The 26,409-nt window shown below is 71.0% G+C and carries 25 protein-coding genes and 1 tRNA gene; 17 read left to right on the top strand and 9 right to left on the bottom strand.

The window, feature by feature from the left end:
• Positions 1–35 precede the first annotated feature (35 nt).
• Positions 36–344: a small hydrophobic protein gene (locus tag IE273_RS00715; protein WP_189813154.1), complete on the top strand. Its 309-nt coding sequence runs from the start codon at positions 36–38 to the stop codon at positions 342–344.
• On the opposite strand, the gene IE273_RS00710 is transcribed toward IE273_RS00715, so the two are convergent.
• Both IE273_RS00710 and aceE read right to left on the bottom strand, forming a co-directional pair.
• Positions 341–1,162, bottom strand: coding sequence for a potassium channel family protein (locus IE273_RS00710; RefSeq protein ID WP_229887026.1), 822 nt, complete (start codon positions 1,160–1,162; stop codon positions 341–343). The two genes, IE273_RS00715 and IE273_RS00710, sit on opposite strands and share 4 nt — an antisense overlap.
• A gap of 131 nt (positions 1,163–1,293) precedes the next feature.
• Positions 1,294–4,041, bottom strand: a complete 2,748-nt coding sequence (aceE, locus tag IE273_RS00705; protein ID WP_189813153.1) for a pyruvate dehydrogenase (acetyl-transferring), homodimeric type — start codon at positions 4,039–4,041, stop codon at positions 1,294–1,296.
• Between the two features lie 394 nt (positions 4,042–4,435).
• Between aceE and IE273_RS00700 the strand changes: the two genes are divergently transcribed.
• From IE273_RS00700 to IE273_RS00675, 6 genes are all read left to right on the top strand, one after another.
• Positions 4,436–4,873, top strand: a complete 438-nt coding sequence (locus tag IE273_RS00700; RefSeq protein ID WP_189813152.1) for a DUF3052 domain-containing protein — start codon at positions 4,436–4,438, stop codon at positions 4,871–4,873.
• Between the two features lie 128 nt (positions 4,874–5,001).
• Positions 5,002–5,460, top strand: a complete 459-nt coding sequence (locus tag IE273_RS00695) for a peroxiredoxin (RefSeq protein ID WP_189813151.1) — start codon at positions 5,002–5,004, stop codon at positions 5,458–5,460.
• A 138-nt stretch (positions 5,461–5,598) separates the two neighbouring features.
• Entirely contained in the window at positions 5,599–6,174 is a 576-nt protein-coding gene (locus tag IE273_RS00690) for a TerD family protein (RefSeq protein ID WP_189813150.1), read from the top strand.
• Positions 6,175–6,286: 112 nt separating this feature from the next.
• Positions 6,287–6,865 carry a TerD family protein gene (locus IE273_RS00685; protein WP_014672464.1) on the top strand — a complete coding sequence of 193 codons (579 nt, stop codon included), beginning with the start codon at positions 6,287–6,289 and terminating at the stop codon, positions 6,863–6,865.
• 76 nt (positions 6,866–6,941) lie between these two features.
• A complete protein-coding gene (locus IE273_RS00680) occupies positions 6,942–8,081 on the top strand; it encodes a DUF475 domain-containing protein (RefSeq protein ID WP_189813149.1) in 1,140 nt (379 codons plus the stop codon).
• 88 nt (positions 8,082–8,169) lie between these two features.
• Positions 8,170–8,907 carry a TerD family protein gene (locus tag IE273_RS00675; RefSeq protein WP_189813148.1) on the top strand — a complete coding sequence of 246 codons (738 nt, stop codon included), beginning with the start codon at positions 8,170–8,172 and terminating at the stop codon, positions 8,905–8,907.
• 23 nt (positions 8,908–8,930) lie between these two features.
• Here the strand turns inward: IE273_RS00675 and IE273_RS00670 are convergent, their stop codons facing one another.
• Positions 8,931–9,650: a TerD family protein gene (locus IE273_RS00670; protein ID WP_189813147.1), complete on the bottom strand. Its 720-nt coding sequence runs from the start codon at positions 9,648–9,650 to the stop codon at positions 8,931–8,933.
• Between the two features lie 176 nt (positions 9,651–9,826).
• On the opposite strand from IE273_RS00670, the gene IE273_RS00665 reads away from it, so the two are divergent.
• The 3 genes from IE273_RS00665 to IE273_RS00655 are packed head-to-tail and all read left to right on the top strand — an operon-like array spanning position 9,827 to position 14,307.
• Positions 9,827–10,993, top strand: coding sequence for an HpcH/HpaI aldolase/citrate lyase family protein (locus IE273_RS00665; protein ID WP_189813146.1), 1,167 nt, complete (start codon positions 9,827–9,829; stop codon positions 10,991–10,993).
• A gap of 39 nt (positions 10,994–11,032) precedes the next feature.
• Positions 11,033–13,495, top strand: a complete 2,463-nt coding sequence (locus tag IE273_RS00660) for a phosphoribosyltransferase (protein ID WP_189813145.1) — start codon at positions 11,033–11,035, stop codon at positions 13,493–13,495.
• Entirely contained in the window at positions 13,495–14,307 is an 813-nt protein-coding gene (locus tag IE273_RS00655) for an HAD family hydrolase (RefSeq protein ID WP_189813144.1), read from the top strand. The genes IE273_RS00660 and IE273_RS00655 overlap by 1 nt, the downstream gene beginning before the upstream one ends.
• Before the next feature lie 104 nt (positions 14,308–14,411).
• On the opposite strand, the gene IE273_RS00650 is transcribed toward IE273_RS00655, so the two are convergent.
• Positions 14,412–14,633: an FmdB family zinc ribbon protein gene (locus IE273_RS00650; protein ID WP_079087989.1), complete on the bottom strand. Its 222-nt coding sequence runs from the start codon at positions 14,631–14,633 to the stop codon at positions 14,412–14,414.
• A 412-nt stretch (positions 14,634–15,045) separates the two neighbouring features.
• Between IE273_RS00650 and IE273_RS00645 the strand changes: the two genes are divergently transcribed.
• The 3 genes from IE273_RS00645 to IE273_RS00635 all read left to right on the top strand — a co-directional run bounded on the left by IE273_RS00645 (position 15,046) and on the right by IE273_RS00635 (position 19,670).
• Complete coding sequence (locus IE273_RS00645) at positions 15,046–17,040, top strand: transglycosylase domain-containing protein (RefSeq protein ID WP_189813684.1); 1,995 nt, start codon at positions 15,046–15,048, stop codon at positions 17,038–17,040.
• 43 nt (positions 17,041–17,083) lie between these two features.
• On the top strand, positions 17,084–18,379 hold the full coding sequence (locus IE273_RS00640) for a polysaccharide deacetylase family protein (RefSeq protein WP_189813143.1): 1,296 nt from the start codon (positions 17,084–17,086) through the stop codon (positions 18,377–18,379).
• Positions 18,380–18,566: 187 nt separating this feature from the next.
• The gene (locus IE273_RS00635; protein ID WP_189813683.1) at positions 18,567–19,670 is read left to right on the top strand and encodes an amidase domain-containing protein; all 1,104 of its coding nucleotides are present in this window, start codon (positions 18,567–18,569) and stop codon (positions 19,668–19,670) included.
• On the opposite strand, the gene IE273_RS00630 is transcribed toward IE273_RS00635, so the two are convergent.
• The 3 genes from IE273_RS00630 to IE273_RS00620 all read right to left on the bottom strand — a co-directional run bounded on the left by IE273_RS00630 (position 19,658) and on the right by IE273_RS00620 (position 22,608).
• Entirely contained in the window at positions 19,658–20,290 is a 633-nt protein-coding gene (locus IE273_RS00630; RefSeq protein WP_189813142.1) for a DUF4383 domain-containing protein, read from the bottom strand. The genes IE273_RS00635 and IE273_RS00630 overlap by 13 nt on opposite strands.
• A gap of 78 nt (positions 20,291–20,368) precedes the next feature.
• Entirely contained in the window at positions 20,369–21,763 is a 1,395-nt protein-coding gene (locus IE273_RS00625; RefSeq protein WP_189813141.1) for a hypothetical protein, read from the bottom strand.
• Positions 21,764–21,837: 74 nt separating this feature from the next.
• Positions 21,838–22,608, bottom strand: coding sequence for a DUF4097 family beta strand repeat-containing protein (locus tag IE273_RS00620; protein ID WP_189813140.1), 771 nt, complete (start codon positions 22,606–22,608; stop codon positions 21,838–21,840).
• A gap of 209 nt (positions 22,609–22,817) precedes the next feature.
• Here IE273_RS00620 and IE273_RS00615 point away from each other — a divergent pair.
• Positions 22,818–22,889: transfer RNA gene (locus IE273_RS00615), tRNA-Val, on the top strand.
• A gap of 46 nt (positions 22,890–22,935) precedes the next feature.
• Here IE273_RS00615 and IE273_RS00610 read toward each other — a convergent pair.
• Both IE273_RS00610 and IE273_RS00605 read right to left on the bottom strand, forming a co-directional pair.
• Positions 22,936–23,277 (bottom strand): DUF8825 domain-containing protein, encoded by a 342-nt coding sequence (locus IE273_RS00610; protein ID WP_189813139.1) that lies wholly within the window; start codon positions 23,275–23,277, stop codon positions 22,936–22,938.
• 167 nt (positions 23,278–23,444) lie between these two features.
• Positions 23,445–24,344, bottom strand: a complete 900-nt coding sequence (locus tag IE273_RS00605) for a ketopantoate reductase family protein (RefSeq protein WP_189813138.1) — start codon at positions 24,342–24,344, stop codon at positions 23,445–23,447.
• Positions 24,345–24,436: 92 nt separating this feature from the next.
• Here IE273_RS00605 and IE273_RS00600 point away from each other — a divergent pair, with 92 nt between their 5' ends.
• The 3 genes from IE273_RS00600 to IE273_RS00590 all read left to right on the top strand — a co-directional run bounded on the left by IE273_RS00600 (position 24,437) and on the right by IE273_RS00590 (position 26,405).
• Complete coding sequence (locus tag IE273_RS00600) at positions 24,437–24,667, top strand: DUF2277 domain-containing protein (RefSeq protein ID WP_189813137.1); 231 nt, start codon at positions 24,437–24,439, stop codon at positions 24,665–24,667.
• 533 nt (positions 24,668–25,200) lie between these two features.
• Positions 25,201–25,656 (top strand): DoxX family protein, encoded by a 456-nt coding sequence (locus tag IE273_RS00595; protein WP_189813136.1) that lies wholly within the window; start codon positions 25,201–25,203, stop codon positions 25,654–25,656.
• 137 nt (positions 25,657–25,793) lie between these two features.
• A complete protein-coding gene (locus tag IE273_RS00590; protein ID WP_181140261.1) occupies positions 25,794–26,405 on the top strand; it encodes a DedA family protein in 612 nt (203 codons plus the stop codon).
• The last annotated feature ends 4 nt before the right edge of the window (positions 26,406–26,409 follow it).

Genomic DNA, 26,409 nt, shown 5'->3' with positions numbered 1-26,409 from the left:
CCGAAGCCGAACTGTCCATTCGCCTCAAGGAGTTGATGATGGCGGGCTTCGGGCGAGGAACGAGCGGGTACCCCCGGTCACGCGGCCGAACGTGGCAGCGGACCGGGCCGGACCGTGCGACGCTCGGGATCATCGGCACGATCTGTGCCGTGGCCGGATTTTTCGCATTGGGCATCGTCCTGGGCCCGGTGGCGATGTTCTGCGGCTGGCAGTCGATGGGCCGCGCATGGTCCAACGACGGCAACGTCCCCGCACTGGTCGCCCTGATCCTGGGCGCGATCGACACGTTGCTCGCCATCATCGCCCTGGCGGGCGCGGCGACGTGGGGCCACGGGCTCCTCTAGCCGACGGCGTCCCGCCGCAGGGGCGTGGGCGCGTTGGCGGTCGCGGGCACGTCGTGGCCGCTCGCGCGGTTCTCCACACCCCCGTCGGGGCGCTGCTGTTCGGCCAACCGGGCCACCTCCGCCCGCAGCAGCCGTACCTCTTCGGCCAGGGCGGCGATGGCCTCGGTCTGCCGCCGCTCCTCCACGTCGTCCTTCTCGAACCGCGAGATGAACCACGCGGCGATGTTCGCGGTGACGACACCGAGCAGCGCGATCCCCGACAGCATCAGGCCGACGGCGATCATCCGTCCGAGCCCGGTCGTCGGCGCGTGGTCCCCGTACCCCACGGTCGTCATCGTCGTGAACGACCACCACACGGCGTCACCCAGTGTCCGGATGTTCCCGTCCGGCGCCTCCCGCTCCACGGACAGCACCGCGAGCGACCCGAACATCAGCAGACCGACCACGGCCCCCACGACATAGGTGGTCAGCCGGATCTGCGGGGCCATCCGCGCCCGCCGGCCGACCAGCAGCAGCGTGGACACCAGCCGTAGCAGCCGTAGCGGTTGCAGGACCGGCAGGACCACCGCGCACAGGTCGGGCCAGTGCCGTCGGACGAAGTCCCGCCGGTGCGGGGCGAGGGCCAGCCGGACCAGGTAGTCGAGGGCGAACGCCGCCCACACCACCCACTCGACACCCGTGCACACGGCCGTCAGGGAGTGACCGGCGGGGGCGTCCACGATCGGGACCGCGTAGGCCACCGCGAACGCCACCGCGAGCGCCAACAACGGCCGCTGCGTACGCCCCTCCCACCGAGCCTGCGCCGACACTTGATCCATGCCGACAATCGTAAAGAAACCGTAAGGGCGGCGCCCCGTCAGGGGCGCGGGGAACTGCGCGATCAACCTCACCCGGTCCGCGGATCCCCACGACCCTCACCACCCTGGTCGGCCGAAGCCGAGGGCACCGGCTACGCGTCGCCGCCCGCCGCTCCCGGGTCCGCCGCCGAGACGTCCAGCAGCTGGTAGCGGTCGATGGCCTGCTTGAGTACGGAGCGGTCGACCTTGCCCTCGCGGGCCAGCTCGGTCAGCACCGCCACCACGATCGACTGGGCGTCGATGTGGAAGAACCGGCGCGCCGCGCCCCGGGTGTCGGCGAAGCCGAAGCCGTCGGCGCCCAGGGACTGGTACGTACCGGGCACCCAGCGCGCGATCTGGTCCGGAACCGATCGCATCCAGTCGGACACGGCCACGAACGGCCCCTCGGCGCCACCGAGCTTCCGCGTCACGTACGGCACCCGCTGCTCCTCCTCCGGATGCAGCAGGTTGTACTCCTCGCACTCCACGGCCTCGCGGCGCAGCTCGTTCCAGGAGGTCGCGGACCACACGTCGGCCCTGACGTTCCACTCCTCGCCGAGGAGCCGCTGCGCCTCCAGGGCCCACGGGACCGCCACGCCCGACGCCATGATCTGCGCCGGGACGGAGCCGGTCGTGCCCTGCTTGAGCCGGTAGACGCCCTTGACGATGCCCTCGGCGTCCACGCCCGCCGGCTCGGCCGGGTGCTGGATGGGCTCGTTGTAGACGGTGAGGTAGTAGAAGACGTCCTCGCCGTGCGGGTGCTCGGCCGAGCTGCCGTACATCCGGCGCAGGCCGTCCTGCACGATGTGCGCGATCTCGTACGCGTACGCCGGGTCGTACGCCACGCACGCCGGGTTGGTGGAGGCCAGGAGCTGGGAGTGGCCGTCCGCGTGCTGGAGGCCCTCACCGGTCAGGGTCGTACGACCGGCGGTCGCACCCAGGACGAATCCACGCGCCAGCTGGTCGGCCATCTGCCAGAACTGGTCACCCGTGCGCTGGAAACCGAACATCGAGTAGAAGACGTACACCGGGATCAGCGGCTCGCCGTGCGTGGCGTACGCCGAGCCCGCCGCGATCAGCGACGCCGTGCAGCCCGCCTCGGAGATGCCGTCGTGCAGCATCTGGCCGGTCGGCGACTCCTTGTAGGCCAGGAGCAGCTCGCGGTCGACCGACTCGTACTGCTGGCCGAGCGGGTTGTAGATCTTCGCGCTCGGGAAGAAGGAGTCCATGCCGAACGTGCGGTACTCGTCCGGTGCGATCAGCACGAAGCGCTTGCCGATCTCCTTGTCCCGCATGAGGTCCTTGAGGAGGCGCACAAAGGCCATGGTCGTCGCGATGGACTGTTGGCCCGTGCCCTTCTTCACGGTCGCGTACGCCTTGGCGTCCGGCAGGGCGAGCGGCTCGGAGCGGACGACGCGGGTCGGGACGTAACCGCCGAGGCCCTTGCGGCGGTCGTGCATGTACTGGATCTCCTCCGAGTTCCGGCCCGGGTGGTAGTACGGCGGCAGGCCGGACTCCAGCTCCTTGTCGGAGATCGGCAGGTGCAGACGGTCCCGGAAGCGCTTGAGGTCGTCGACCGTCAGCTTCTTCATCTGGTGCGTGGCGTTGCGGCCCTCGAAGTTCGGGCCCAGCGTCCAGCCCTTGATCGTCTTGGCCAGGATGACCGTCGGCTGGCCCTTGTGCTCCTTGGCCGCCGTGAACGCCGCGTAGATCTTGCGGTGGTCGTGGCCGCCGCGGCCGAGGTGCAGGATCTGCTCGTCGGTCATGTTCTCGACCATCGCGCGCAGGCGCAGGTCGTCACCGAAGAAGTGCTCGCGGATGTACGCGCCGGACTCGGTGGCGTACGTCTGGAACTGGCCGTCCGGCGTGATGTTCATCTTGTTGACCAGCACGCCGTCCCGGTCCTGCGCGAGCAGCGGGTCCCAGGTGCGGTCCCAGATCAGCTTGATCACGTTCCAGCCGGCGCCCCGGAAGACCGACTCCAGCTCCTGGATGATCTTGCCGTTGCCGCGGACGGGGCCGTCCAGCCGCTGGAGGTTGCAGTTGACCACGAAGGTCAGGTTGTCCAGGCCCTCGCGGGCGGCCAGGGAGAGCTGGCCGAGCGACTCCGGCTCGTCCATCTCGCCGTCGCCGAGGAACGCCCACACGTGCGACCGGGAGGTGTCGGCGATGCCGCGCGCCTGCATGTAGCGGTTCATCCGCGCCTGGTAGATCGCGCCGAGCGGGCCGAGGCCCATGGAGACCGTCGGGAACTCCCAGAAGTCCGGCATCGAGCGCGGGTGCGGGTAGCTGGACAGGCCGTCGGGGTACTTCGACTTCTCCTGCCGGAAGCCGTCCAGCTGCGCCTCGGTGAGCCGGTCGAGCAGGTACGCGCGCGCGTAGATGCCGGGGGAGGCGTGGCCCTGGAAGAAGACCTGGTCGCCGCCGTCGCCCTCGTCCTTGCCGCGGAAGAAGTGGTTGAAGCCGACGTCGTACAGCGACGCGGAGGACGCGAAGGTGGCGATGTGGCCGCCGACGCCGATGCCCGGGCGCTGGGCGCGCGAGACCATCACGGCCGCGTTCCAGCGGGTCGCGTTCAGGATCCTGCGCTCGATCTCCTCGTTGCCCGGGAAGAACGGCTCGCTCTTGGTGGGGATCGTGTTGACGTAGTCCGTGCTGCGCATCTCGGGTACGGCCACGCGCCTCTCGCGGGCGCGCTCGATCAGACGGAGCATGAGGTAGCGGGCCCGCTCCCGGCCGCGCTCGTCGACGGCGGCGTCCAGGGAGTCGAGCCACTCCCGGGTCTCTTCGGGATCGAAGTCAGGAACCTGACTCGGAAGGCCGCCAATGATGATCGGATTGCGATCGGATCCGGAAGCCACGCTGTTCCTTACCTGTCAGAGGGCCAGTTGTTGCACTTGCCTACACCGTTCCCCATCGTGTACCTCGGGAAGGCGTACGTCATCCGCACCGTCATCTGTACCGGTCAAAACGCAACGATACGCCCGGGGTGTGACGTGTTTGGCAAAGTTGTTCGAGTGACGTAACGCTGGATGATTCCGAACGTGACAAACCGGGCGCATCGGCGTGATGTGGGGGGCGCGGAATCGAGATACGGTGCTGGGAGTTGCGGCGACACGGCCGGGATCGTCACCGTTTCGGCGGTCCCGACGGCCGGGTACTTGCGCGATCCGCCCCGCCCGTGTGGACTACGGCCAATGCTTCGCGCACGCGCGTGGCTGAGATACTTACCAAGACATGATCAGGAGGCAACCCGTGAGCGCGACCGCGGACCACGCGGAGGAGCGGACGAACCCTGCCGCCAGGCTGGGGTTCCAGCCCGGGCAGGTGGTCCAGGAGATCGGCTACGACGACGACGTCGATCAGGAGCTCCGCGAGGTCATCGAGGAAACCATCGCAGGCGACCTCATGGACGAGGACTACGACGACGTGGCCGACGCCGTTGTGCTGTGGTTCCGTGACGACGACGGCGACCTGACGGATGCGCTGGTGGATGCCACCACGTACATCGAAGAGGGCGGCGCGATCCTGCTCCTCACGCCGAAGACCGGCCGTCCGGGGTACGTGGAGCCGAGCGACATCCAGGACGCCGCCACGACGGCCGGCCTGACCGCTTCGAAGAGCGTCAGCGTCGGCAAGGACTGGAGCGGCAGCCGGCTGGCGACGCCGAAGGCGGCCAAGTCCAAGAGGTGACCGTCCTCGGACGCCGGACGGGCTGGATATCGCCCCAGCCCGTCCGGGAGTCCCCGGTGACCGCTGCGTAGGGTGGAACCGAGCCTCAGCGCTCTCATCCGAACAGCCCACCGAAGGGAAGCACGACGATGGCGATCCAGGTCGGCGACAAGGCACCCGACTTCGAGCTGAAGGACAACCACGGCCGGACCGTGAAGCTCTCGGACTTCCGCGGCGCGAAGAACGTGGTCCTGCTCTTCTACCCCTTCGCCTTCACCGGCGTGTGCACCGGCGAGCTGTGCGAGCTGCGCGACAACCTGCCGAAGTTCGAGGACCGCGACACCCAGCTGCTCGCCGTCTCCAACGACTCCATCCACACCCTGCGCGTCTTCGCCGAGCAGGAGGGCCTGGAGTACCCCCTGCTGAGCGACTTCTGGCCGCACGGCAACGCCTCGCGCGCGTACGGCGTCTTCGACGAGGACAAGGGCTGTGCCGTCCGGGGCACCTTCGTGATCGACAAGGAGGGTGTCGTGCGGTGGACCGTGGTCAACGGCCTGCCGGACGCCCGCGACCTGAACGACTACGTGAAGGCGCTCGACACCCTGTGAGCGGGCCGCGGGCGACACCTGTGATTCTTCGGGTCCAGGGTCTGCGGGGCGCGGGAACCCGTCACTAGGATCGGCACGTTGATCCCATATCCGAAGCACGACGGGGCTCCCCGCCCCCGAACACCACATGGAGGACCCGTGGGAGTCAGCCTCAGCAAGGGCGGCAACGTATCGCTGACGAAGGAGGCCCCGGGCCTGACCGCCGTCATCGTCGGCCTGGGGTGGGACGTGCGCACGACGACCGGCACGGACTTCGACCTCGACGCCAGCGCGCTGCTGCTGAACAACTTCGGCAAGGTCATCAGCGACCAGCACTTCGTCTTCTTCAACAACCTCAAGAGCCCCGACGGCTCGGTCGAGCACACCGGTGACAACCTCACCGGTGAGGGCGAGGGCGACGACGAACAGATCAAGGTCAATCTGGCCGGTGTCCCGGCCGACGTCGAAAAGATCGTGTTCCCGGTGTCGATCTACGACGCCGAGAACCGCCAGCAGTCCTTCGGCCAGGTCCGCAACGCCTTCATCCGCGTCGTGAACCAGGCCGGCGGGCAGGAGATCGCCCGGTACGACCTCAGCGAGGACGCCTCCACCGAGACCGCCATGGTCTTCGGCGAGCTGTACCGGCACGGCGCGGAGTGGAAGTTCCGCGCCATCGGCCAGGGCTACGCGTCGGGCCTGCGGGGCATCGCGCAGGACTTCGGCGTCAACGTCTGACACGAACGGCGTGTGAGGCCGTACAGCCCGTGAGACCGGCGCCGTCCCGTTTAGGGGCGGCGCCGGACGTGCAGGACAACCAGGGAAGCACCACCAGGGGAGGACCAGCGTCATGGGTGTCACACTCGCCAAGGGGGGCAACGTCTCCCTCTCCAAGGCCGCACCGAACCTCACCAACGTCATGATCGGACTGGGCTGGGACGCCCGGTCCACCACCGGCGCCCCCTTCGACCTGGACGCCAGCGCGCTGCTGTGCGGGGCCGGCAACCGGGTACTGGGCGACGAGTGGTTCGTCTTCTACAACCAGCTCACCAGCCCCGACGGCTCCGTGGAGCACACCGGTGACAACCTCACCGGTGAGGGCGAGGGCGACGACGAGTCGCTCCTGGTGGACCTCGCGAAGGTGCCGCCGCAGTGCGAGAAGATCGTCTTCCCCGTCTCCATCCACATGGCGGACGAGCGCGGGCAGACCTTCGGCCAGGTCTCCAACGCCTTCATCCGCGTCGTCAACCAGGCCGACGGCCAGGAACTGGCCCGCTACGACCTCAGTGAGGACGCCTCCACCGAGACCGCCATGATCTTCGGCGAGCTGTACCGCTACCAGGGCGAGTGGAAGTTCCGAGCGGTGGGTCAGGGGTACGCGTCGGGTCTGCGGGGCATCGCTCTAGACTTCGGAGTCAACGTTTCGTAAAACTCGGTACGACTCAGGGGAGACCCTCCCCCGGACTCCGTCTGGGAGGTGCCCCCCACACATGATGGGGTAGCCAGTGCTTCTGAAAACCTTCGGCTGGTCGTTCGCGGTCACCGCGCTCGGTCTGGTCGCGGCGGCGTTCTACGGGGGGTGGACCGCCTTCGGTATCGTGGCGATCCTGGCCGTCCTGGAGATCTCGCTGTCCTTCGACAACGCGGTGGTCAACGCCGGGATCCTGAAGAAGATGAACGCCTTCTGGCAGAAGATCTTCCTCACGGTCGGTGTCCTCATCGCGGTCTTCGGCATGCGGCTGGTCTTCCCCGTCGTCATCGTCGCGATCAGCGCCAAGATGGGCCCGATCGAGGCCGTGGACCTGGCGCTCAACAACAAGGACCGCTACCAGCAGCTCGTCACCGACGCCCACCCGGCGATCGCCGCGTTCGGTGGCATGTTCCTGCTGATGATCTTCCTCGACTTCATCTTCGAGGACCGGGACATCCAGTGGCTGCGCTGGATCGAGCGGCCCCTGGCCAAGCTCGGCAAGGTCGACATGCTGTCGGTCTGCATCGCCCTGATCGTCCTGCTGATCACGTCGTTCACCTTCGCCACCCACGCCCACCAGCACGGCGGCGCGCACGTGGACAAGGCCCAGACGGTCCTGATCGCCGGTATCGCCGGCCTGATCACCTACATGGTCGTCGGCGGCCTCTCCGGCTACTTCGAGGACAAGCTGGAGGAAGAGGAGGAGCGCGAGCACGAGGAGGAGGAAGAGGCCGCCCGCACCGGCAAGCGGAAGCCAGCGATCGTCCTGGCCGGCCAGGCCGCGTTCTTCATGTTCCTCTACCTGGAGGTCCTGGACGCCTCCTTCTCCTTCGACGGAGTGATCGGCGCCTTCGCCATCACCAACGACATCGTCCTGATGGCCCTCGGCCTCGGCATCGGCGCCATGTACGTCCGGTCGCTGACGGTCTACCTGGTCCGCCAGGGCACCCTCGACGACTACGTCTACCTGGAGCACGGCGCCCACTACGCCATCGGCGCCCTCGCCGTGATCCTGATGGTCACCATCCAGCACGAGATCAACGAGGTCGTCACCGGTCTCGTCGGCGTCGTCCTGATCGCGGCGTCCTTCCTCTCCTCCGTCCGTCGCAACCGCGCCCTGGCCGCGGCGGGCGAGGGCAGCGACGAGAAGGCCGAGGTCTCCTCCGGGGTGTGACACCCCGGACGGTGAGGAACGCTCTGAGCGGGGCGGCCGGCACGGCCGGCCGCCCCGCCGGCGTCACAACAGGTAGCTGGGGGCGGGAATGGGTTTCTTCGACGGACTGCTGGGCGGGCGCGCCGCCGACTTCGACTCGGGCAACGCGTCGAGCAACGCCATAGAACTGACCAGGCGGCACCAGACGGTGTCCCTCACCAAGCAGGAAGCGGCCACCGGCCACCTGCGCGTCAACCTCTCCTGGCGGATGCGGACCTCCGACCTGGACGGAGTCCAGCGCACCAGCCTGTTCCGGCACCCCTTCAGGGCCCTGAAGCCGCCGGAGGTCCTCGGGCACGGCCAGAGCATGGTCAACGTCGACCTGGACCTCGGCTGCCTGTACGAACTGACCGACGGTACGAAGGGGGTCGTACAGCCCCTCGGCGGCTACCTCGGCGACGTCAACGCACCGCCGTACATCAAACTCAGCGGCGACGACCGGTTCGGCTCGGCGTCCGGTGAGACGATGTACGTCAACCTCGACCACCGGGACGCCCTGAAGAGACTGCTGGTCTTCGTCTACATCTACGACCAGACCCCCGCCTTCGACCGTACGCACGCCATCGTCACCCTCTACCCCAGCAACGGCCCCCGCATCGAGATAGGCCTGGACGAACGCCACCCCCAGGCCCGCTCCTGCGCCGTGGTCATGATCGAGAACGTCAAGGGCGAACTGGTCGTCCGCCGCGAGGTGAAGTTCGTCTACGGCTTCCAGGGCGAACTGGACCGCCTCTACGGCTGGGGCCTCCAGTGGGGCAGGGGCTTCAAGACGAAGGTGGACAGGTGACCACCGGTCGCTTCCCGGGCTGACTACCGCCCGAGGAACTGCGGCCCCTGCGGCGGCAGCCGGAAGTACGGGTCCCCCGGCACAGCCGCCGGCGCCGACATCGGCTGCGGATAGCCGTACGCGGGCGGCTGTGCCGGAACCGCGGCCGTCGGCTGCTCCGGAGGCAACGGCTGGGACGGGGCCGGCTCCTCCTCCATCTCGGACTCGTCCACCGAGATCCCGAAGTCCGTGGCGAGCCCCTTCAGCCCGTTCGAGTAGCCCTCACCCAGCGCCCGGAACTTCCAGCCCTCCCCGCGCCGGTACAGCTCACCGCAGATCAGCGCCGTCTCCGCGCCGGTCTCCGGCTTGATCTCGAACCGGGCCAGCGGCTCCCCGTCGGCGACCGCCGCGTCGTACAGCAGGACGCACAGCGCCGGCACCTGGTCGAAGGCGACCCCGTCCGCGGAGGCGACCAGCAGGATCCGGCCGACCCCCGGCTCCACCCCGGAGAGGTCGGTCTGGATCGTGTCCGTCAGCCCCTCGGCGATCCGCTTCTTGCCGAGCCGCCACACCTTCCCGGAGGGGTGCCGGGGCTGGTTGTAGAAGACGAAGTCCTCGTCGGAGCGCACACGGCCGTCCGGACCCAGCAGCAGCGCCGAGGCGTCCACGTCCGGGACACCTTGCCCGGGCGTCCAGCGCAGCACGGTGCGCACCGTGGTGGCCTCCAGCGGGACGTTCGACCCTTTCAGCATCGCGTGCGTCATGCGGTCATCCTGCCCTCTCGGTCCTGGTCACGACAATGCGGGGGGCGGTGCCGCCGACATGGGCGAGTTACCGGGAATTCATGCCCACAGGGAACCCCGGACATGGATCCCCACGTACTATTACCGGCCACCTTTTACCCAACCCAGAGGCTCGGCTCGCGCCCTTAGGGAGTCCTATGCGTCATTTCGGGCACATCGCCCCCGAGGTGCGGCGGCGCCTCTTCCACCGGGAGCCGTGCGCGTTCACCGCCGACTCCCCGGCCCGGCTGCTCTCCGCGGCCCTGGGCGCCACGCTGTACAGCCCGGCCACCCGGCCCCGGCTCGCCGACGACATCGTCAAACAGGCCGGCAACGGCGTGGTCTCGATGGTGCTGTGCCTGGAGGACTCGATCGACGACGCGGACGTCGAGCCGGGGGAGGAGAACCTCGTCCGGCAGTTCGCCGACCTCGCCGCCCGGCCCGACGCGGAGCCGCCCCTGCTGTTCATCCGGGTGCGCACCCCCGAGCAGATACCGGACCTGGTCCGCCGTCTCGGCCCCGCCGTGCGCCTGCTGTCCGGGTTCGTGCTGCCCAAGTTCACCGAGGAACGCGGCATCCCCTTCCTGGAGGCCCTGACCGCGGCCGAGAACAGCAGCGGCCGGCGGCTCTTCGCCATGCCCGTCCTGGAGTCCCCCGAACTGCTCTACCGCGAGTCCCGGGTGGAGACCCTGGAGGGCATCTCCCGCGCGGTCGGCAAGTACCGGGACCGGGTGCTGGCCCTCCGCCTCGGCGTGACCGACTTCTGCTCCTCCTACGGCCTGCGCCGCGCCCCCGACATGACCGCCTACGACGTCCAGATCGTCGCTTCCGTGATCGCCGACGTCGTGAACATGCTCGGCCGCGCCGACGGCACCGGCTTCACCGTCACCGGTCCGGTCTGGGAGTACTTCCGTCTCTCCGAACGCATGTTCAAGCCGCAGCTGAGGCAGAGCCCCTTCCTGGAGGTGCAGGCCGTTGCCCTGCGCGAGAAGCTGATCGAACACGCCATGGACGGACTGCTCCGGGAGATCTCCCTCGACCAGGCCAACGGCCTGCTCGGCAAGACCTGCATCCACCCGTCCCACGTCCTGCCCGTGCACGCACTCTCCGTGGTCAGCCACGAGGAGTTCAGCGACGCCCAGGACATCCTGCGGCCGGAACGCGGCGGCGGGGGTGTACTCCGGTCGGCCTACACGAACAAGATGAACGAAGTGAAACCGCACCGCGCCTGGGCCGAGCGGACCCTGTTGCGCGCCGAGGTGTTCGGCGTCGCCAACGAGGACGTCGGCTTCGTGGAACTGCTCGCCGCCGGCATACCCGGCTGAACCTCTCTCCACCTCCACCTCCGCCTCTCCAAGGAACGAATGAACAACGCAGTGAACGACGGGGTCTGGTCCGGCAGCTGGGTCGCCGAACGACTCGGGGTCGGACTCGTGGGCGACGACGGCCTGCCGGCCCTGCTCGGGCTCGCGCTGCGGCGCAACCCCAAGCGGGCGCACCTGCTGGTCTCCAACGTCCTCGGCAAGCACGTCCCGCAGTCGCCGGCCGTGGTGTACGGGTACGGCTTCCGCCTGGGCCGGCGGGTCGCCGCGCTGCTCGGCGCGGAAGGGGCCGGGGCTGTCGTCCTCGGCTACGCGGAGACGGCGACGGGGCTGGGGCACGCGGTCGCCGACGGCCTCGGCGCGGTGCCGTATCTGCACTCCACGCGGCGGGCGGTTCCCGGGGTCGCCCCTGCGGGCGGCTTCGAGGAGTCGCACTCGCATGCCACGTCGCACCTCCTGCTGCCGGAAGACCCCGCCCTGCTGGCCGGGGACGGGCCGCTGGTGCTGGTGGACGACGAGTTCTCCACCGGTAACACCGTGCTGAACACCGTGCGTGATCTGCACGCACGGTATCCGCGGCGGCGGTACGTGGTGGTCGCTCTGGTCGACATGCGGTCGGCCGAGGACACGGCTCGTCTCCAGCGGTTCGCGGGGGAGATCGGAGCCCGGGTCGAGGTGATCGCCGCCGCGTCCGGGACCGTACAACTGCCGGACGGTGTGCTGGAGAAGGGGCGGGAACTGGTGGCTCACCACGAGTCCGCCGGGTGCGGGTCGAGCGCGGTCGCCCGCGCCCCTGGAGGGGCGCACCGGCCGGGCCACGTCACCGAGGTCGACCTGCACTGGCCCCCCGGTCTCCCCGACGGCGGCCGGCACGGCTTCACCCCCGCCCACCGCGCCCGGCTCGAAGCGGCGCTTCCCGCCATGGCCGGGCGAATACGCGCGGCCCTGCCCGCGGGGGCCCGGCGTGTCCTGGTGCTCGGGTCCGAGGAGCTGATGTACGTTCCGCTGCGGCTCGCCCAGGAGGTGGAGCGGGGTACGGACGCCGAGGTGCGGTTCTCCACCACGACCCGGTCGCCCGTGCTCGCGGTCGACGACCCCGGCTACGCGATCCGCAGCCGCCTGGTCTTCCCGGCCCACGACGACCCGGCCGACGGGCCCGGCGAGCGGTACGCCTACAACGTGGCCGGCGCCGGCTTCGACGCCGTCGTCGCCGTGGTCGACTCCGTCGCCGACACCCCCGCCCTGCGCGCGCCCGACGGCCTGCCGGCCGCCCTCGCCGCGCACGTCCCGCACGTCCTGCTCGCGGTCGTACCCTCGTACGTTCCGCACGCTCCCGAAAGGCCGGCCATGCTGCCCGAGCCCCTCCGTGGCCCCGCGTTCTCCTCGTACGCGCCGGAGGAGGTCGGCTGGCTGCTCCAGGACCTCTCCGACGTGACCCTGGAGGCGCCGACGGAGGAGCGGGAGGAGGCCATCCAGAGCGGCGGCGCGCACTACGCCGAGTCGCTGCCGGTGGAGTACCAGCCCAGCGCGCGGTACCAGGAACTGTTCCACGCGGCCCTGGACGCCTCCGCCGCCCGCCTCGCGCAGGCCGTCGGTGTCGTGACCGAGACCGTCCTCACCGAGCGGTCGCCCCGCCCGGTGCTGGTCTCCCTGGCCCGCGCCGGCACCCCGGTCGGCATCCTGATGCGCCGCTGGGCCCGGTTCCGGCACGGTCTCGACCTGCCGCACTACGCCGTGTCGATCGTGCGCGGCCGGGGCATCGACGCCAACGCGCTGCGCTGGCTGGCCGCCCACCACGACCCCCGGGACGTCGTGTTCGTCGACGGCTGGACCGGCAAGGGTGCGATCACCCGCGAACTCGCCCAGGCGGTCGAGGAGTTCGAGCGGAAGGAGGGCGTCAGCGGATTCGACCCGGAGATCGCGGTCCTCGCCGATCCCGGCTCCTGCGTACGCACCTACGGCACCCGCGAGGACTTCCTCATCCCCTCCGCGTGCCTCAACTCGACCGTCTCCGGGCTGATCTCCCGCACGGTGCTGCGCGCCGACCTGGTCGGCCCGCACGACTTCCACGGCGCCAAGTTCTACCGCGAACTCGCGGGCGCGGACGTCTCCGTGGCCTTCCTCGACGCCGTCGCCGCCCGCTTCCCCGAGGTGGCCGAGGGCGTGGACGGCGCGGTGAAGGAACTGCCGACCACGGACCGCACCCCGACCTGGGCGGGCTGGCGGGCGGTCGAGCGGATCAGCGAGGAGTACGGCATCCACGACGTCAACCTCGTCAAGCCCGGCGTCGGCGAGACCACCCGGGTGCTGCTGCGGCGGGTGCCGTGGAAGATCCTCGCGCGGGCGGGGGCGGGCGCGGACCTGGCCCATGTGCGGCTGCTCGCCGACCAGCGCGGGGCGCCGGTGGAGGAGGTGGACGACCTGCCGTACACCTGCGTCGGGCTGATCCACCCCCAGTACACGCGGGGCGCGACGGGCGCCGACGGCAAGGCGGTGAACGTCTGATGCCGGTGCTGGTGGCGAGCGACCTGGACCGTACGCTGATCTACTCCTCGGCGGCCCTCGCGCTGACCATGCCGGACCCGCGGGCGCCCCGGCTGCTGTGCGTGGAGGTGCACGAGGCCAAGCCGCTGTCCTACATGACCGAGACCGCGGCACAGCTGCTCACCGACCTCGGCGACACGGCCGTCTTCGTGCCGACGACCACCCGGACGCGCAAGCAGTACCAGCGGATCAACCTGCCGGGCCCGCCGCCGGCGTACGCGATCTGCGCCAACGGCGGCCATCTGCTGGTCGACGGGGTCACCGACGACGACTGGCACGCGGGCGTCCAGGCACGGCTCGCCGACGAGTGCGCGCCGCTGGCGGAGGTCAGCGAGTACCTGCTGCGGTCCGCCGACCCGGTGTGGGTGCGCAAGCACCGGATCGCCGAGGACCTGTTCGCCTACCTCGTGGTGGAGCGCGAACTGCTGCCCGGGGACTGGGTGAAGGAGCTCGCGGTGTGGGCGGAGAACCGGGGCTGGACGGTGTCCCTGCAAGGACGCAAGATCTACGCCGTACCGAAGCCGCTCACCAAGAGCGCGGCCGTCCGTGAGGTGGCCCGCCGCACCGGCGCGCAGCTGACGCTGGCCGCCGGGGACTCCCTGCTCGACGCCGACCTGCTGCTGGCCGCCGACCGGGGCTGGCGCCCCGGCCACGGCGAACTCGCCGACACCGACTGGACGGCCCCGCAGATCAGCGCCCTCCCGGAACGCGGCGTCCTGGCGGGAGAGCGGATCCTACGGGAGTTCCTGAGGGCGACTCGGCAGCCGGCCTGAGGGGTGCGGGGCCGCGCCGGTGTGCGGCCCCGCCGCGTTGGGCGCGACACGCCACGACGGCGCGGCACCCGCAGGGCGGCACCGCGCGGCACCCGCGTGGGCGGCTACCCGCAGCACCCGCCACCACAGCACCCGCCCCCACCGGCCCTCGGCGAAGGCGCGGGCGCGGACGTGTTGTTCGACACGCCCACCGCCACCGTCGACAGGAGCTTCACCGTGTCGTCGTGCCCCGCCGGGCACGACGCGGGGGCGGCGGACTGGGCCATGGGCCGGTTGAGTTCGAACGTGTCGCCGCAGGTCCGGCAGCGGTACTCGTAACGAGGCATGGCTCCAGGTTAGCCGTCAAGGCCCCGGCCGGGGATGTCTCAATGTTTCATGAGCGTTGCTTTCTATCCGGCATATGTGCAGGGCATTCGAAAACGTTACTGATAATTTGTGAACGCCGTTGCGAGGATGCTCAGCTCACCCGCGCGAGCAAGACCGAGTGCGGAGGGAGACGCAGGCGTGACCGATGCGTCGCAGGGGGAGGACGGCCCCATGGGGGGTGGCCGTGGCGAGGAGCCGTTGGACGCCGATGAGACGCTGCATCTGAGAGTGGACGCCCTCAGGGCGGACCAGACCATGCAGTTGCGCGTGCCCCCGCCACCGGAGCCGCCCGCTCCGGGCGGCGGCCGGGCCGAACGCCGGCGTGACGCGCGCTCCGCCGGACGGGAGCGCGTCGCGCCCGCGAGGGCGGCCCTGGGCGCCGTCGTCCGGCTGCTCGGCCCGCTGGCCCCGCACGCGCGCCGAATAGCCCCGTACGCGCGCCGCCTGAAGCCGGTGTACCCGCGCCCCGGGCGTACCGGCTGGCGCCGCTGGATGCCCTCCTGGCGCCAGTGGCTCGGCGCCGCCCTGACCTCGTTCGGTCTGCTCGGCGCGTTCCTCGTCACCGCGTACGCGCTGACGGACATACCGGAGAACCTCAACTCGTACGCCACCCAGCAGGACAACGTCTACTTCTGGTCCGACGGCACGCCCATGGCCCGTACGGGCTGGGTGCAGCGGCAGGCGATGCCGCTGAAGGACATCCCCCCGGACGTCCGCTGGGCGGTGCTCGCGGCGGAGAACGAGAGTTTCTACTCGGACCCGGGTATATCCGCCAGGGGTATCACCCGGGCGGTGTTCCGCACACTGGGACAAGGGGACACCGAGGGCGGATCGACCATTACCCAGCAATACGTCAAGAATGTCTATCTGACGCAGAACCAGACCATCAGCCGCAAATTCACCGAAGCGATGATCGCCCTCAAACTGGACAACAGGATGAGCAAGGACCAGATCCTGGAGGGCTATCTCAACACCAGCTGGTTCGGCCGCGGCAGCTACGGCATCCAGCGCGCCGCCCAGGCGTACTACGGCAAGGACGTCGGCAAGCTCAACGCCTCCGAGGCGGCCATGCTCGCCGGCCTGCTCAAGGGCGCCGGCCTGTTCGACCCCACGCTCAGCAAGGCCAACCACGCGCGGGCCGTGGAGCGCTGGACCTGGATCCTCGACCGCATGGTCAAGATCGGCAAGCTGTCGCCGCAGGAACGGGCCAAGTACACCGCGTTCCCCGAGCCGCTGAAGAGCAACCCGCTGTACAACACCGGCGCGCAGAGCGACTACCTGGTGGAGCTGGCCTCGCAGTACGCCAAGAAGGCCGGGCACCTGACGGACAAGCAGTTCGACCTGGGCGGCTACCAGATCTACACGACCTTCGACCGCAAGCGGGAGAAGGCCCTCACCGACGCCGTCACCAAGGCCCGCGAGCAGGCCAGGCAGGACAACCCGGCGGTGGCGAAGAACGGGCACTACGGCGCCGCCTCGGTGGCCGCGGACGGCCGGATCCTCGCCGTCTACGGCGGCCCCGACCACCGTACCCAGGGCTACAACGAGTCCAACGCGACCACCGTCCCGGCCGGCACCGCGTTCACGCCGTTCGTCTACGCCGCCGGGCTCGAACACGGCGTGCACAAGACGCGCACCGGCCCCGCCACCCCCGTCACCCCCGACAGCGTCTACGACGGCGACGACGGGGTGCCCGTCACCACCCCCGAGGGGCCGTACTGGGACCGCAGCGGCAAGAAGGTCGCCGCGCACAACGACGGCGGCCGGTCGTACGGGGACGTCAGTCTGCGCGAGGCCATGGCCCGGTCCGTGAACACGCCGTTCATGCAGCTCGGCATGGACACCGGCCTGGACAAGGTGCGCCGGACCGCCGTGGCGTCCGGGCTGCTGTCCTCCAGCATCGGCCCCCGGGTCCCGGCCCTGTCGATGGGGAACTCCACGCCCAGCGCGATCCGGATGGCCGGCGGCTACGCCACCTTCGCCGCCGGCGGCAACCACACCGAGCCGTACTCGGTGCGCCGGATCACCCGCAACGGCTCCCCGGTCGCCCTGGCCACCCCGCGCCCGGAGCGCGCGGTCGGCGCCAAGGTGGCCGAGGAGGTCACGCAGGCGCTCACCGACTCCTTCCGCACCGCCCATCCGGAGGCGGCGGCCGGCCGGGCCGGGGTGTCCGGGAAGGCCGGCACCACCGAGAAGGACACCGCCGCCTGGTACGTCGGCACGGCCGACTCCGTGTCCACCGCGATCGTCGTCTACCGGATCGACCTGGCCAAGTCCCTGGAGCCACTGCCGCTCAAGGGTCTGGCCGGCTCGTCCGCCCACAGCGTCCCGTATGCCCTCTGGTCGGCAGCGACGGGTCTCGGCTGAGCCGGGGCCCGTACCCCCTCCCCTTCCGCAGAATGAGCCGCGCATGCCCCGCAAGATGTCGTCGTCAGGCCGCCGCCGAGCCCCCCGCAGCCGCAGCGCGCCCCGCGCCACCCGGCCGCAGGTTCTGACGCTGGCCGCCCTCCTCGTCGTCGCCTCGCTGGTCGCCGGGTTCCTGGCGCTGTCCGGCACGGACGGCAACAGCACACCGGCCGCCGCGGCCGGCAAGAGACAGAAGAGCACGCCGAAGGCCAGTCCGACCCCGGAGTGGGACGGCAGGACCAAGGTCCTCGGGGACGGCTCCACCTCCTACACCGGGCCGCAGAAGGGGCAGTTGAAGCCGGTGCCGCTCAAGCCCGGTGAGAAGCCGCCGCAGTTCGTGGTCTTCTCCTGGGACGGCGCGCTGGAGGGCAGCGACCACCTGTTCTCGCACTACCGGGAGCTGGCCAAGGAGTACAACGCCCACATGACCTTCTTCCTCACCGGCATCTACCTGCTGCCCAAGAGCAAGAAGTCCCAGTACCACGGCCCCATGCACTCCCCGGGCGACGCCGCCATCGACTACGCCACCGACGACCACATCCGCACCACGGTGGAGCAGCTGGGCAAGGCGTACGAGGACGGCAACGAGATCGGCACCCACTTCAACGGCCACTTCTGCGGCGCCAAGGGCGGCGGCGACTGGAGCGTCGAGGAGTGGAAGAGCGAGATCGACCAGTTCTACTCCTTCGTGGAGCACTGGAAGACCAACACCGGCTTCAAGGACCTCGCGCCGCTGCCCTTCGACTTCAAGAAGGAGGTCACCGGCGGCCGGGCGCCCTGCCTGGAGGGGCAGCCGAACCTGCTCAAGGCCATGAAGGGCTACGGCTGGCGCTACGACGCCAGTTCACCGGGCGACTTCCAGATATGGCCGTCGAAGAAGAAGGGCATATGGGACTTCCCGCTCCAGATGCTGCCGTACGAGAGCGGCAAGTACCAGGGCCTGTCCATGGACTTCAACTTCCTCTACAACCAGTCCGACGGTGAGACCCAGGGCGACCCGGCCAACTTCCCCCAGTGGCAGCAGCAGACCGTCGACTCGTACATGGCCGGCTTCAACCGGGTGTACTACGGCAGCCGGGCCCCGCTGTTCATCGGCAACCACTTCGAGGACTGGAACGGCGGCATCTACATGAAGTCCATCGACCAGGTGGTCAAGAACGTCTGCACCAAGGAGGGCGTCAAGTGCGTGTCCTTCAAGGAGCTGGCCGACTGGCTCGACGCGCAGAAGCCGCAGACCCTGGCCGCCCTGCGCAGCCTCGACCCGGCGCAGTCGCCCGACTGGTCGGCGGTCGTCAAGTGACGGGCGCGCACCGGGGATTCCACTTGTGCAACCCCCTTCACAACCGACGCACACGGCGTGCGAAGATGCCCCTCGCCCGGTAGGTGTACCGGCGTAGAGGGGAACATCATTGAAATCTAGAAGACTGAGCCGTGGGCGGCGCCGCACGGCCATAGTCACCGCCGCGGCCGCCTCGGTGGTCGCCGGCGTGGCCCTGGTGCCCAACTGGAGCGCCGGTGCGGCGGTGACCGACGACCCGACGGTGGACGCGGCGACCAAAGCGACCTTCCAGCGGCTGGCCGACGCGGTCTTCACCGACCGCACGCAGGCCCTCGTGGAGGGCGCCGGGAAGGCGGAGACCCGGCACACGTCCGGCTTCTCCGGTTCCGTGCGCCTGTCCGGCGGGCAGACCCGCCAGGAGAAGTCCGCGCTGGACGAGCTGCGTGACCGCCGTGGCCGGCTGGCCCGGCTGGGCGAGACGTACCGCGCGGGCAGCACCAAGGTCACGCTCGACGCGACCCGGGTGAAGGGCCGGCACGCCAAGGTCGCCGTCACCGAGACCACGTCGCTGACCTATGGCGAGGCCACCGCCAAGGGACCGAAGTCGACCGGCTTCCAGGCCCACCACGAGCTGACCTTCCAGGCCGACCGGCACGGCACCTGGCGGCTCACCGGCATCCGGGACACCGACGACGGCTACCTCGCGGTGAACCAGGTCGCCAAGCCCGCCGTCACCTCGGTGAAGACCGCCACCGCGGACGACGGCCCGCCCTCCGCGGCCCGTGCCGCCACCACCTGGCCCGCACCGGTCAACAAGAAGAACTTCTCCGCGACCGGCTACGACTACAAGGCCATGGTCGCGTACGCGCAGAAGTACTGGAACAAGTACAACCCCGCCTACCCGGACTTCAACGGGCAGGGGGCCGGCGGTGACTGCACCAACTTCGTCAGCCAGGTCCTGAAGGCCGGCGGCTGGAAGCACGTGCCCGGCTACACGTACGACTGGAAGAAGTGGTTCGGCACCGCCGACATCCAGTCGGACTCGTTCGTCGGCGTCAACGAGTTCTCCTGGTTCGCCCTGTCCTCGAAGCGCGCCACCAGCCTCGCCAACGTCTACCAGATGGACCTCGGCGACGTGCTCCAGATGGACTTCAACCGGGACGGGTCCAAGGACCACTCGATGATCGTCACGTACCGGGACAGCCGGGGCGTGCCGTACGTGAGCTACCACTCGACCAACACGTACAACCGGTCGGTGGCCAGCCTCGTCGCCTCGTACCCGAACGCGGCGTTCTACGCCTACAGGACCTGACCCGGTCCAGGCTGGCGCGGGCCCCGTTGCTCCTGCCCCTCCCGCTGTTCGTCCCGCGGACGCCGCTCCCGCCGCGTCAGCTGCTCGGGCGGCGTCCGCTGTTCCTGCGGGGAGGCGTCGGGGTGGCGGGCCCGCCAGTAGGGGTTGTCGTGCGGCAGGTTGTGACCGACCCGGCCGTACATGCCGAAGGTCATCAGCAGCAGGCCCACGACGAAGCTGAAGAACACGTTCTGGATCTTGAACGCCAGGAAGTTGCTGCTGGTGTCCAGCAGGCCGAGGAACAGGAAGCCGTTCAGCAGGAACAGCACGCCGAGGACCATGTTCAGGGTCGACGCGAGGTTCCCGCCGATCACCATGCCGACCAGCAGCAGCGCGCCGATGCAGATCGACAGCACACTCAGCGCGCCGTTGGAGTTCAGCCCGGCGACCGTGTTGCCGCCCGTGCTGAAGAAGCCGATCTGGTCGATCAGGCCGAGAATGCCGAAGGCGACCAGGAATCCGCCGATGAGGCCGGCACCGACCCGGTAGACCTGGTTGAGCCGGTGGTCGACGGGCAGATGGTCGTCCAGCCGGGGCCGTCGTTCCTCGGCCTTCCTCGTGTGCACCGCGTGTGTGGCCATGTCCGCCTCCTCGGGCGCTAGCGGAGGCCATCCGTCCTCTTAATATCCGCTGCCGCACAGCACCCGGCAACACGCACGTCAGTGCCCGGCGCCGCGCTCCTCGCGGATCTGCGCCACCACCCGCGCCACCGTCTGCCGCACCCCTTCCGTCTCGGTGAGGAAGTGCCAGTAGTCCGGGTGCCGCCCCTCCAGGGCGCCGATCGCCCGCTCCAGCCGGGCCACCGCGTCGTCCAGCGGCCGGGCGTGCCGCGGATCGGGGGTCGTACGGCCCGTCATGGCCAGCCGCTGGGCGTCCCGGATCGCGAACCGGGTCCGCTCGATCTCCGCCTGCGGATCCTTCTGCACCGCGTTCAGCCTGCCCAGCCGGTCACCGGCGGCCGACACCGCCTCGTCGGTGGCGTTCAGCAGGGCGCGCACGGTCGACAGCAGCGAGGTCGCGTCCGCCCAGTGCTGGGCGTCCCGCGCCGCCTGCGCCTCCCGGAGCTTCAGCTCGGCCTGCCGTACGTTCTCCGCGGCCTGCTCCGGCACGTGCTGGAGGTCCTGCCAGCAGGCGGCGGTGAAGCGGCGGCGCAGCTCGCTCAGCACCGGCTCCACCTGTCCGGCCCGCGTGGTCAGCGCCTGGGCCCTGGTGCGCAGGCTGACCAGCCGGTGGTCGATCTCGGCCGCTCGCTCCGGCAGCCGCTCCGCCTCCGCCAGGACCGCCCCGGCCTCCCGCTGCACCCGCTCGGCCCGCTCCAGCGTCGCCCGCACCCCGTGCCGCCCGGCGCCCTGGTTCAGCTTGGTCAGCTCCGGCGACAGGGCCGCGAGCCGCGCGGCCAGCTCGTCGGCCCGCAGGTTCCGCTCCCGTACGGCGTCCAGGGCGTTGCTCGCCGCCAGCAGCGACTGCCGGGCCCGCTCCACGGCGGGCGCCAGCCGGGCCAGCTGCGTCTCCGCCTTGCCCAGCAGCGGCTCCAGCGAGCTTCCGAACCGGTCCAGCTCCTGCCGGACCCGGTCCAGCTCGTCCTTGGCCGCGGTCAGCTCGGCCCGCGCCCGCGCCGCCGTGCCCGCCTCCAGGTCGTGCCGGTCCAGGTCGTGGGCGTCCACGGCCTGGATGTAGCGCCGGCTGACCTCGTCGATCCGGTGTCCGAGCGCCTCGAAGGCGGACACGGCCCGCCGGGCGGCGGGGGAGTCGTCCACCGCCGAGACGGTCTCCACCGAGATCCGCAGATCCCGCTGCGCGGTGTCGAGTTCGTAGAACGCCGTCGCCGCCGCGTCCTTCGCGGCCTGCGCGTCGGCCCGGTGGCTCTCCGCCCGCCCGCCGAACCAGCGCCGGGTGCCGCCGCCGGCGAAGGCGGCGGGCAGCGCGAGCGCGGCCAGCACCGGCAGGCCGAGCAGCACGAGGGCGTCCCGCACCGGGGAGGGGCCGCGCCGGGCGCGTGCGGTGGACGGCGGCGGGTACGGCTGGCTGGCTGGCGTGCCCGGTGTCGCCGTCACATCCCTCTCCCGTGCTGTGGTCCGCCCTGGGTGGTGTCATTCTCCCACCCGTTGAAGACGAACACACGGGCCGGTCAGTTCGCCGTGCGCACCGTGACCTTCCCGTCCTGGGTGTGTGCCGACACCCGGTGCGGGCTGCTGTCGTCGCGGGGCACGGACACCGTCACCGACCCGTCGTCGGCCCCCGCCGACACCCGGTACGCGCCCTTGGGCAGGCCCACCGTCACCGATCCGTCGTCGCTGCGGACGTCGACCAAGTCCGGCGGGCCGGTCAGCTCGACGTCCACGGAGCCGTCGCTGGTGGCGGCCTTCACCCGGCGCGAGGAGACCACCGCGCGCACCGGTCCGTCGTCGGCCCGCAGGTCCAGCGGGCCGCTGGTGTCGGTGACGCGCACGGCGCCGTCGCCGACGTGGATGCTGACGGGGTCCCGGAACCCGGAGGCCCGCACGGCGCCGTCCTCGTTCACGACCGTGACGCCGACCCCGCGCGGCACCTCGATCCGGTGCCGGGCCGAGCAGTCGGCGATGACCCCGGAGCAGTGCACCCGCAGCACGATCCGGTCGCCGTCCATGGACCACCGCACCTCGGGTTCGCCGCCGGCGACCACGGACCCCTCGAACCAGCGGGTCACCCCGACCGTGCCGGCCTTCTGCCCCCGTGCGGCGACGATCTCCAGCGCCGAGTCGTCGGAGTCGACGGTGAGGGTACGGCCGTGCAGCGCGAAGGACCGGTGATCCGGATGTGTGTCGTCGCCGGCGGAGGCGCCACAGGCGGTGAGCCCCGCGAGGAGCGCACCGGCGAGCACGGCCGGCCGGGCCGCGCGGAACGAGAGCGAACGGACCATGTGATGTCTCCCCCTGAACCGGCTCCACGGCGTGAACCGGTCTGATCCGGCGCGCGGGACCCGGCGCCGGAGTGCTTCGGTCGACGCCGACGCCAGGGCCCGCGGGCCCGCGCCGACGATCCGGCGGCCTCCCGGAACGGGGTGGGGTAAACCCCCCTGTCTGGTTTGCAGGGCAGCCACTCGGGCAAGGTAGGCTGTCGACCTGTCCCGGGTGCGTAGCTCAGGGGTAGAGCGCCTGCCTTACAAGCAGGATGTCGGCGGTTCGAAACCGTCCGCGCCCACCGGTCCGGCCCCTCGGAGCAGTCTCCGAGGGGCCGTTTCCTTGCGCTATTCCCCTTCCGCCGCCGTCTCGTGGGCGTGCTTCAGCCGGGAGCGGGCCTCCATGCGGTCCGCCGCCGCGACCTCGGCCCAGAAGCGGTGCGTACTGACGAAGACCGCGAGTTCGTGCTCGCGCCGCCGCAGCTTCTCCACCTCGGCCTGCTCGTCCTCCGTCCAGCCGGGGGACGCGGGCCGCTCCACCTTGCGCCAGCCGGTGTCGTCGCTGAAGCCGTCCATCGGCTCGACCGACCAGGGCAGCCGCTTGAGCAGGGCCGAGAGCTCGGCCCGGACCTGATGCAGCTCCTCCTGGCCGGCGAGGAGGTCACTGGGGAATTCATAGGTCGTAGCCACGCGGCAATGCTACGCCTGTTCGATTTACGGGGGCGAGGCCGTCCGTGGGGTCAGGGGGAGGTTCAGCCGAACGGGTGGCGCGGGGCGTACGGCGTCCGGCGAGCGCGTGATCGCCGACCGCCCCTGCCCCCGGGTCCCCCGGCGGGGCCGGGGCGGTCGGCGCCGGATCAGGAGGCGGAGTCCCGCAGCTCCCGGACCAGCCGTGCCGTCACCGGCACCGGTACCCCGTGCCGCTCGGCCGCGCGCAGCAGCGCCCCGCCGATCGCGTCCAGTTCGAGCGGGCGGCCCGCCTCGGCGTCGCGCTGCATGGACGACTTGGCGGTGGGCGGGAAGGCGTCGTACCGGGCCAGGGCCTGGGCCGGGTCGGCCGGGGCGCCGCAGGCACGGCTGACCGCGGTGGTCTCCGCGACCAGCGCCTGAAGTGCGTCCCGGTGACGGGTGCGGGCCACGCCGAGCGGGACGCCGTACCGGGTGGTGAGCAGGGCGAACGGGGCGAGGAACGCCATCTTGGCCCACAGGGCCGCCGTCTCGTCCCCGGCCACGCGGGCGGTCGTACCGCAGGCGGTGAGGTGGGCGGCCAGCGCGTCGAGCCGGGCGCGGGGTACGGCGTCCCCGGCGAGGTCGATCTCCGTGAACGGGCTGCCGTGCTCGATCACGCCCGGGGCGGTCCGGGTGGACTCCACACGGATCACGGCCGGGGCGACCCGGTCGGGACGGTAGCGGGCGCGCAGGGTCCCGGGGTGTTCGACACCGTTCAGCAGCGGGACGACCAGGGCGTCGCCGAGGACGGCGGGCGGGACCCGGGTCAGGGCGGCGCCGAACGCGGTGTGCTTCACGGTGACCAGGCAGGCGTCCACCGGCTCGCGCAGTTCGGTGTCCGCGTCGACGGCGGCCGTGAAGTCGCCGAACTGCGGGCTGCGGACCGTGATGCCGGTACCGCGCAGGGTGTCGGCCGTGGCCTCGCCGGCCAGGCAGATCACGCGGTGCCCGGAGCGGGACAGCAGGGCGGCGAGCAGGCCGCCGGTGCCGCCGGGGCCGAGGACGGCCACGGTGAGGGGGTGCGTCATGAAGTTGTCCTCTCGACGGTCGGCCCCGGGTGTCGGTGGCCGCCTTCGCGCAGATCATCGCAGGGCACGGAGGGGTGCGCGAGACTGGGCGCATGTGCCGGAGCATCAAGACGCTGCGTCCGCCCGTGCTGCCCGGTGAGGCCACGGACGAGGACATCCACGCGGCCGCGTTGCAGTACGTGCGGAAGATCTCGGGCTTCCGGGCCCCCGCCGCCCACAACCGCGAGGCCTTCGACAAGGCGGTGCAAGCGGTGGCGCGGGCCACGGCGGAGCTGCTCGGGGAACTGGAGGTGCGGGGGCAGTCGGCGCGGCGAGGGGGGTAGCGCCCCGAAGGGCGCCGGGGCCGTGGCCGGCCGGGGGCGCCGGGCACCCGTCTGCCGGCGTACTCGGCATGTGACGACTCTCATGCGGGCGCGGTCCCCCCGCTGCGCGGCGCACGGCCGAGGCGGTGCCCGCGAAGGGCTGCCGACCGCACGCCGTGGACGGTTATGAGACAGGTGGGCTGGACGTGGCGCGGGCGGCCGTACTGCTTGACGGCCCATCAAAGGTGCGCATGTGTAGGGATGTTGGCTTCCGGGAAGCTCGCGGAAGACGTGCCTCTGTGCCCGTGGTGGGCGTCCGGCCTGGGGCGGACCCGGTCACGCCGTCGGACGCCGACGCGGTGGCGCGGACCGTGCCGCGGGGCGCGGTGCCCGGCGCCGGGCCGCGGGTGGGGGTGCTGCCGTGGCCGAATGTTGAACTTGCAAGCATTCGTTAGGCACCCCTAACCTAGGTCATCTGTTCGGTACCGCCGCCCCCACGACCGGCCTTCTCCGTCCCCGGCCGGCCCGACCGTCACCGAAGAGGAGACCTCCCCATGTCCGCACGCCTCAATTCCGCTCAGCCCTATGTGATCGGGCTCTTCCGCATCGTCTTCGGCCTGCTCTTCGCGGTGCACGGCGCCGCCTCCCTGTTCGGCGTCCTCGGCGGCGCCGCGGGCACCGACGGCGGCACCCTCGCGACCGGCACCTGGCCCGGCTGGTACGCGGCCGTGATCCAGCTGGTCGCCGGCGCCCTGGTGGCGCTCGGCCTCGGCACCCGCGGTGCCGCGCTGATCGCCTCCGGCTCGATGGCGTACGCCTACTTCGACGTCCACCAGCAGGCCGCCCTGTGGCCCATACAGAACGGCGGCGAGCTGTCGGCCCTGTTCTGCTGGGCGTTCTTCCTGCTCGTCTTCACCGGCTCCGGCGCCTTCGGCCTGGACCGGCTCCTGGTCCGCCGCGCGGCGGAGGACGGCGAGCGCGCGCCGGAGCAGTCCCCGGTGGCCGCCTGACGGCCCGGGCGGCGGGCCGTGCGACGGCCCGCCGCCCGTGAACCGTCCGTGATCGTCCCGCGAGCCCCCCGCGAACCTCCTGTCACACCCCCGGCGTACGCTGTATGGCTGTCAACGGGGGAGTGTCGGGAGTCGTGGTGTTCGAGAGCGTGGGGTCGCTGGCGGCCGGGCCGTGGATCTATGCCGTGGTGGCCCTGTCGGTCCTGCTCGACGTGTTCCTGCCCGTCCTGCCCAGCGGTGTGCTCGTCATCACGGCCGGCACGGCGGCGGCGGCCGGTTCGGGCGCGGCGGGCCAGGTCCCGCACGAGGTGCCGGACATCCTGGCCCTGATCCTGTCCGCCGCGACCGCCTCCGTCCTCGGCGACCTGGTGGCCTACCGGCTGGCCTGGCGCGGCGGGGAGCGGCTGGACCGGGCGATAGCCCGCTCCCGGCGGCTGACCACCGCGCAGGAACGCCTCGGTGACGCCCTGGCCCGCGGCGGCGGCGCGCTGGTCGTCCTCGCCCGCTTCGCCCCCGCCGGCCGCTCGGTCGTCTCCTTCTGTGCCGGTGCCGCCCACCGCCGCGTCCGCGACTTCCTGCCCTGGTCCGCCCTGGCCGGCCTGTCCTGGGCCGCCTACAGCGTGGCCCTCGGCTACTACGGCGCCCAGTGGCTGGGCGCCACCTGGCTGGCCACGGGCGTCTCGGTGGCGGCCCTGTTCGGCGCCGGCGCGGCAGCGGCCTTCCTGATGCGCCGCCGCCCGGTTTCCTGAGCGC

Origin of the sequence: Streptomyces olivaceoviridis, from assembly GCF_014650115.1 — a bacterium.
In the GTDB taxonomy this organism is placed as follows: Bacteria; Actinomycetota; Actinomycetes; order Streptomycetales; family Streptomycetaceae; genus Streptomyces; species Streptomyces olivaceoviridis.
Note: the sequence above shows the minus strand (reverse complement) of the source record. Positions and strands in the feature narration are given on the sequence as shown.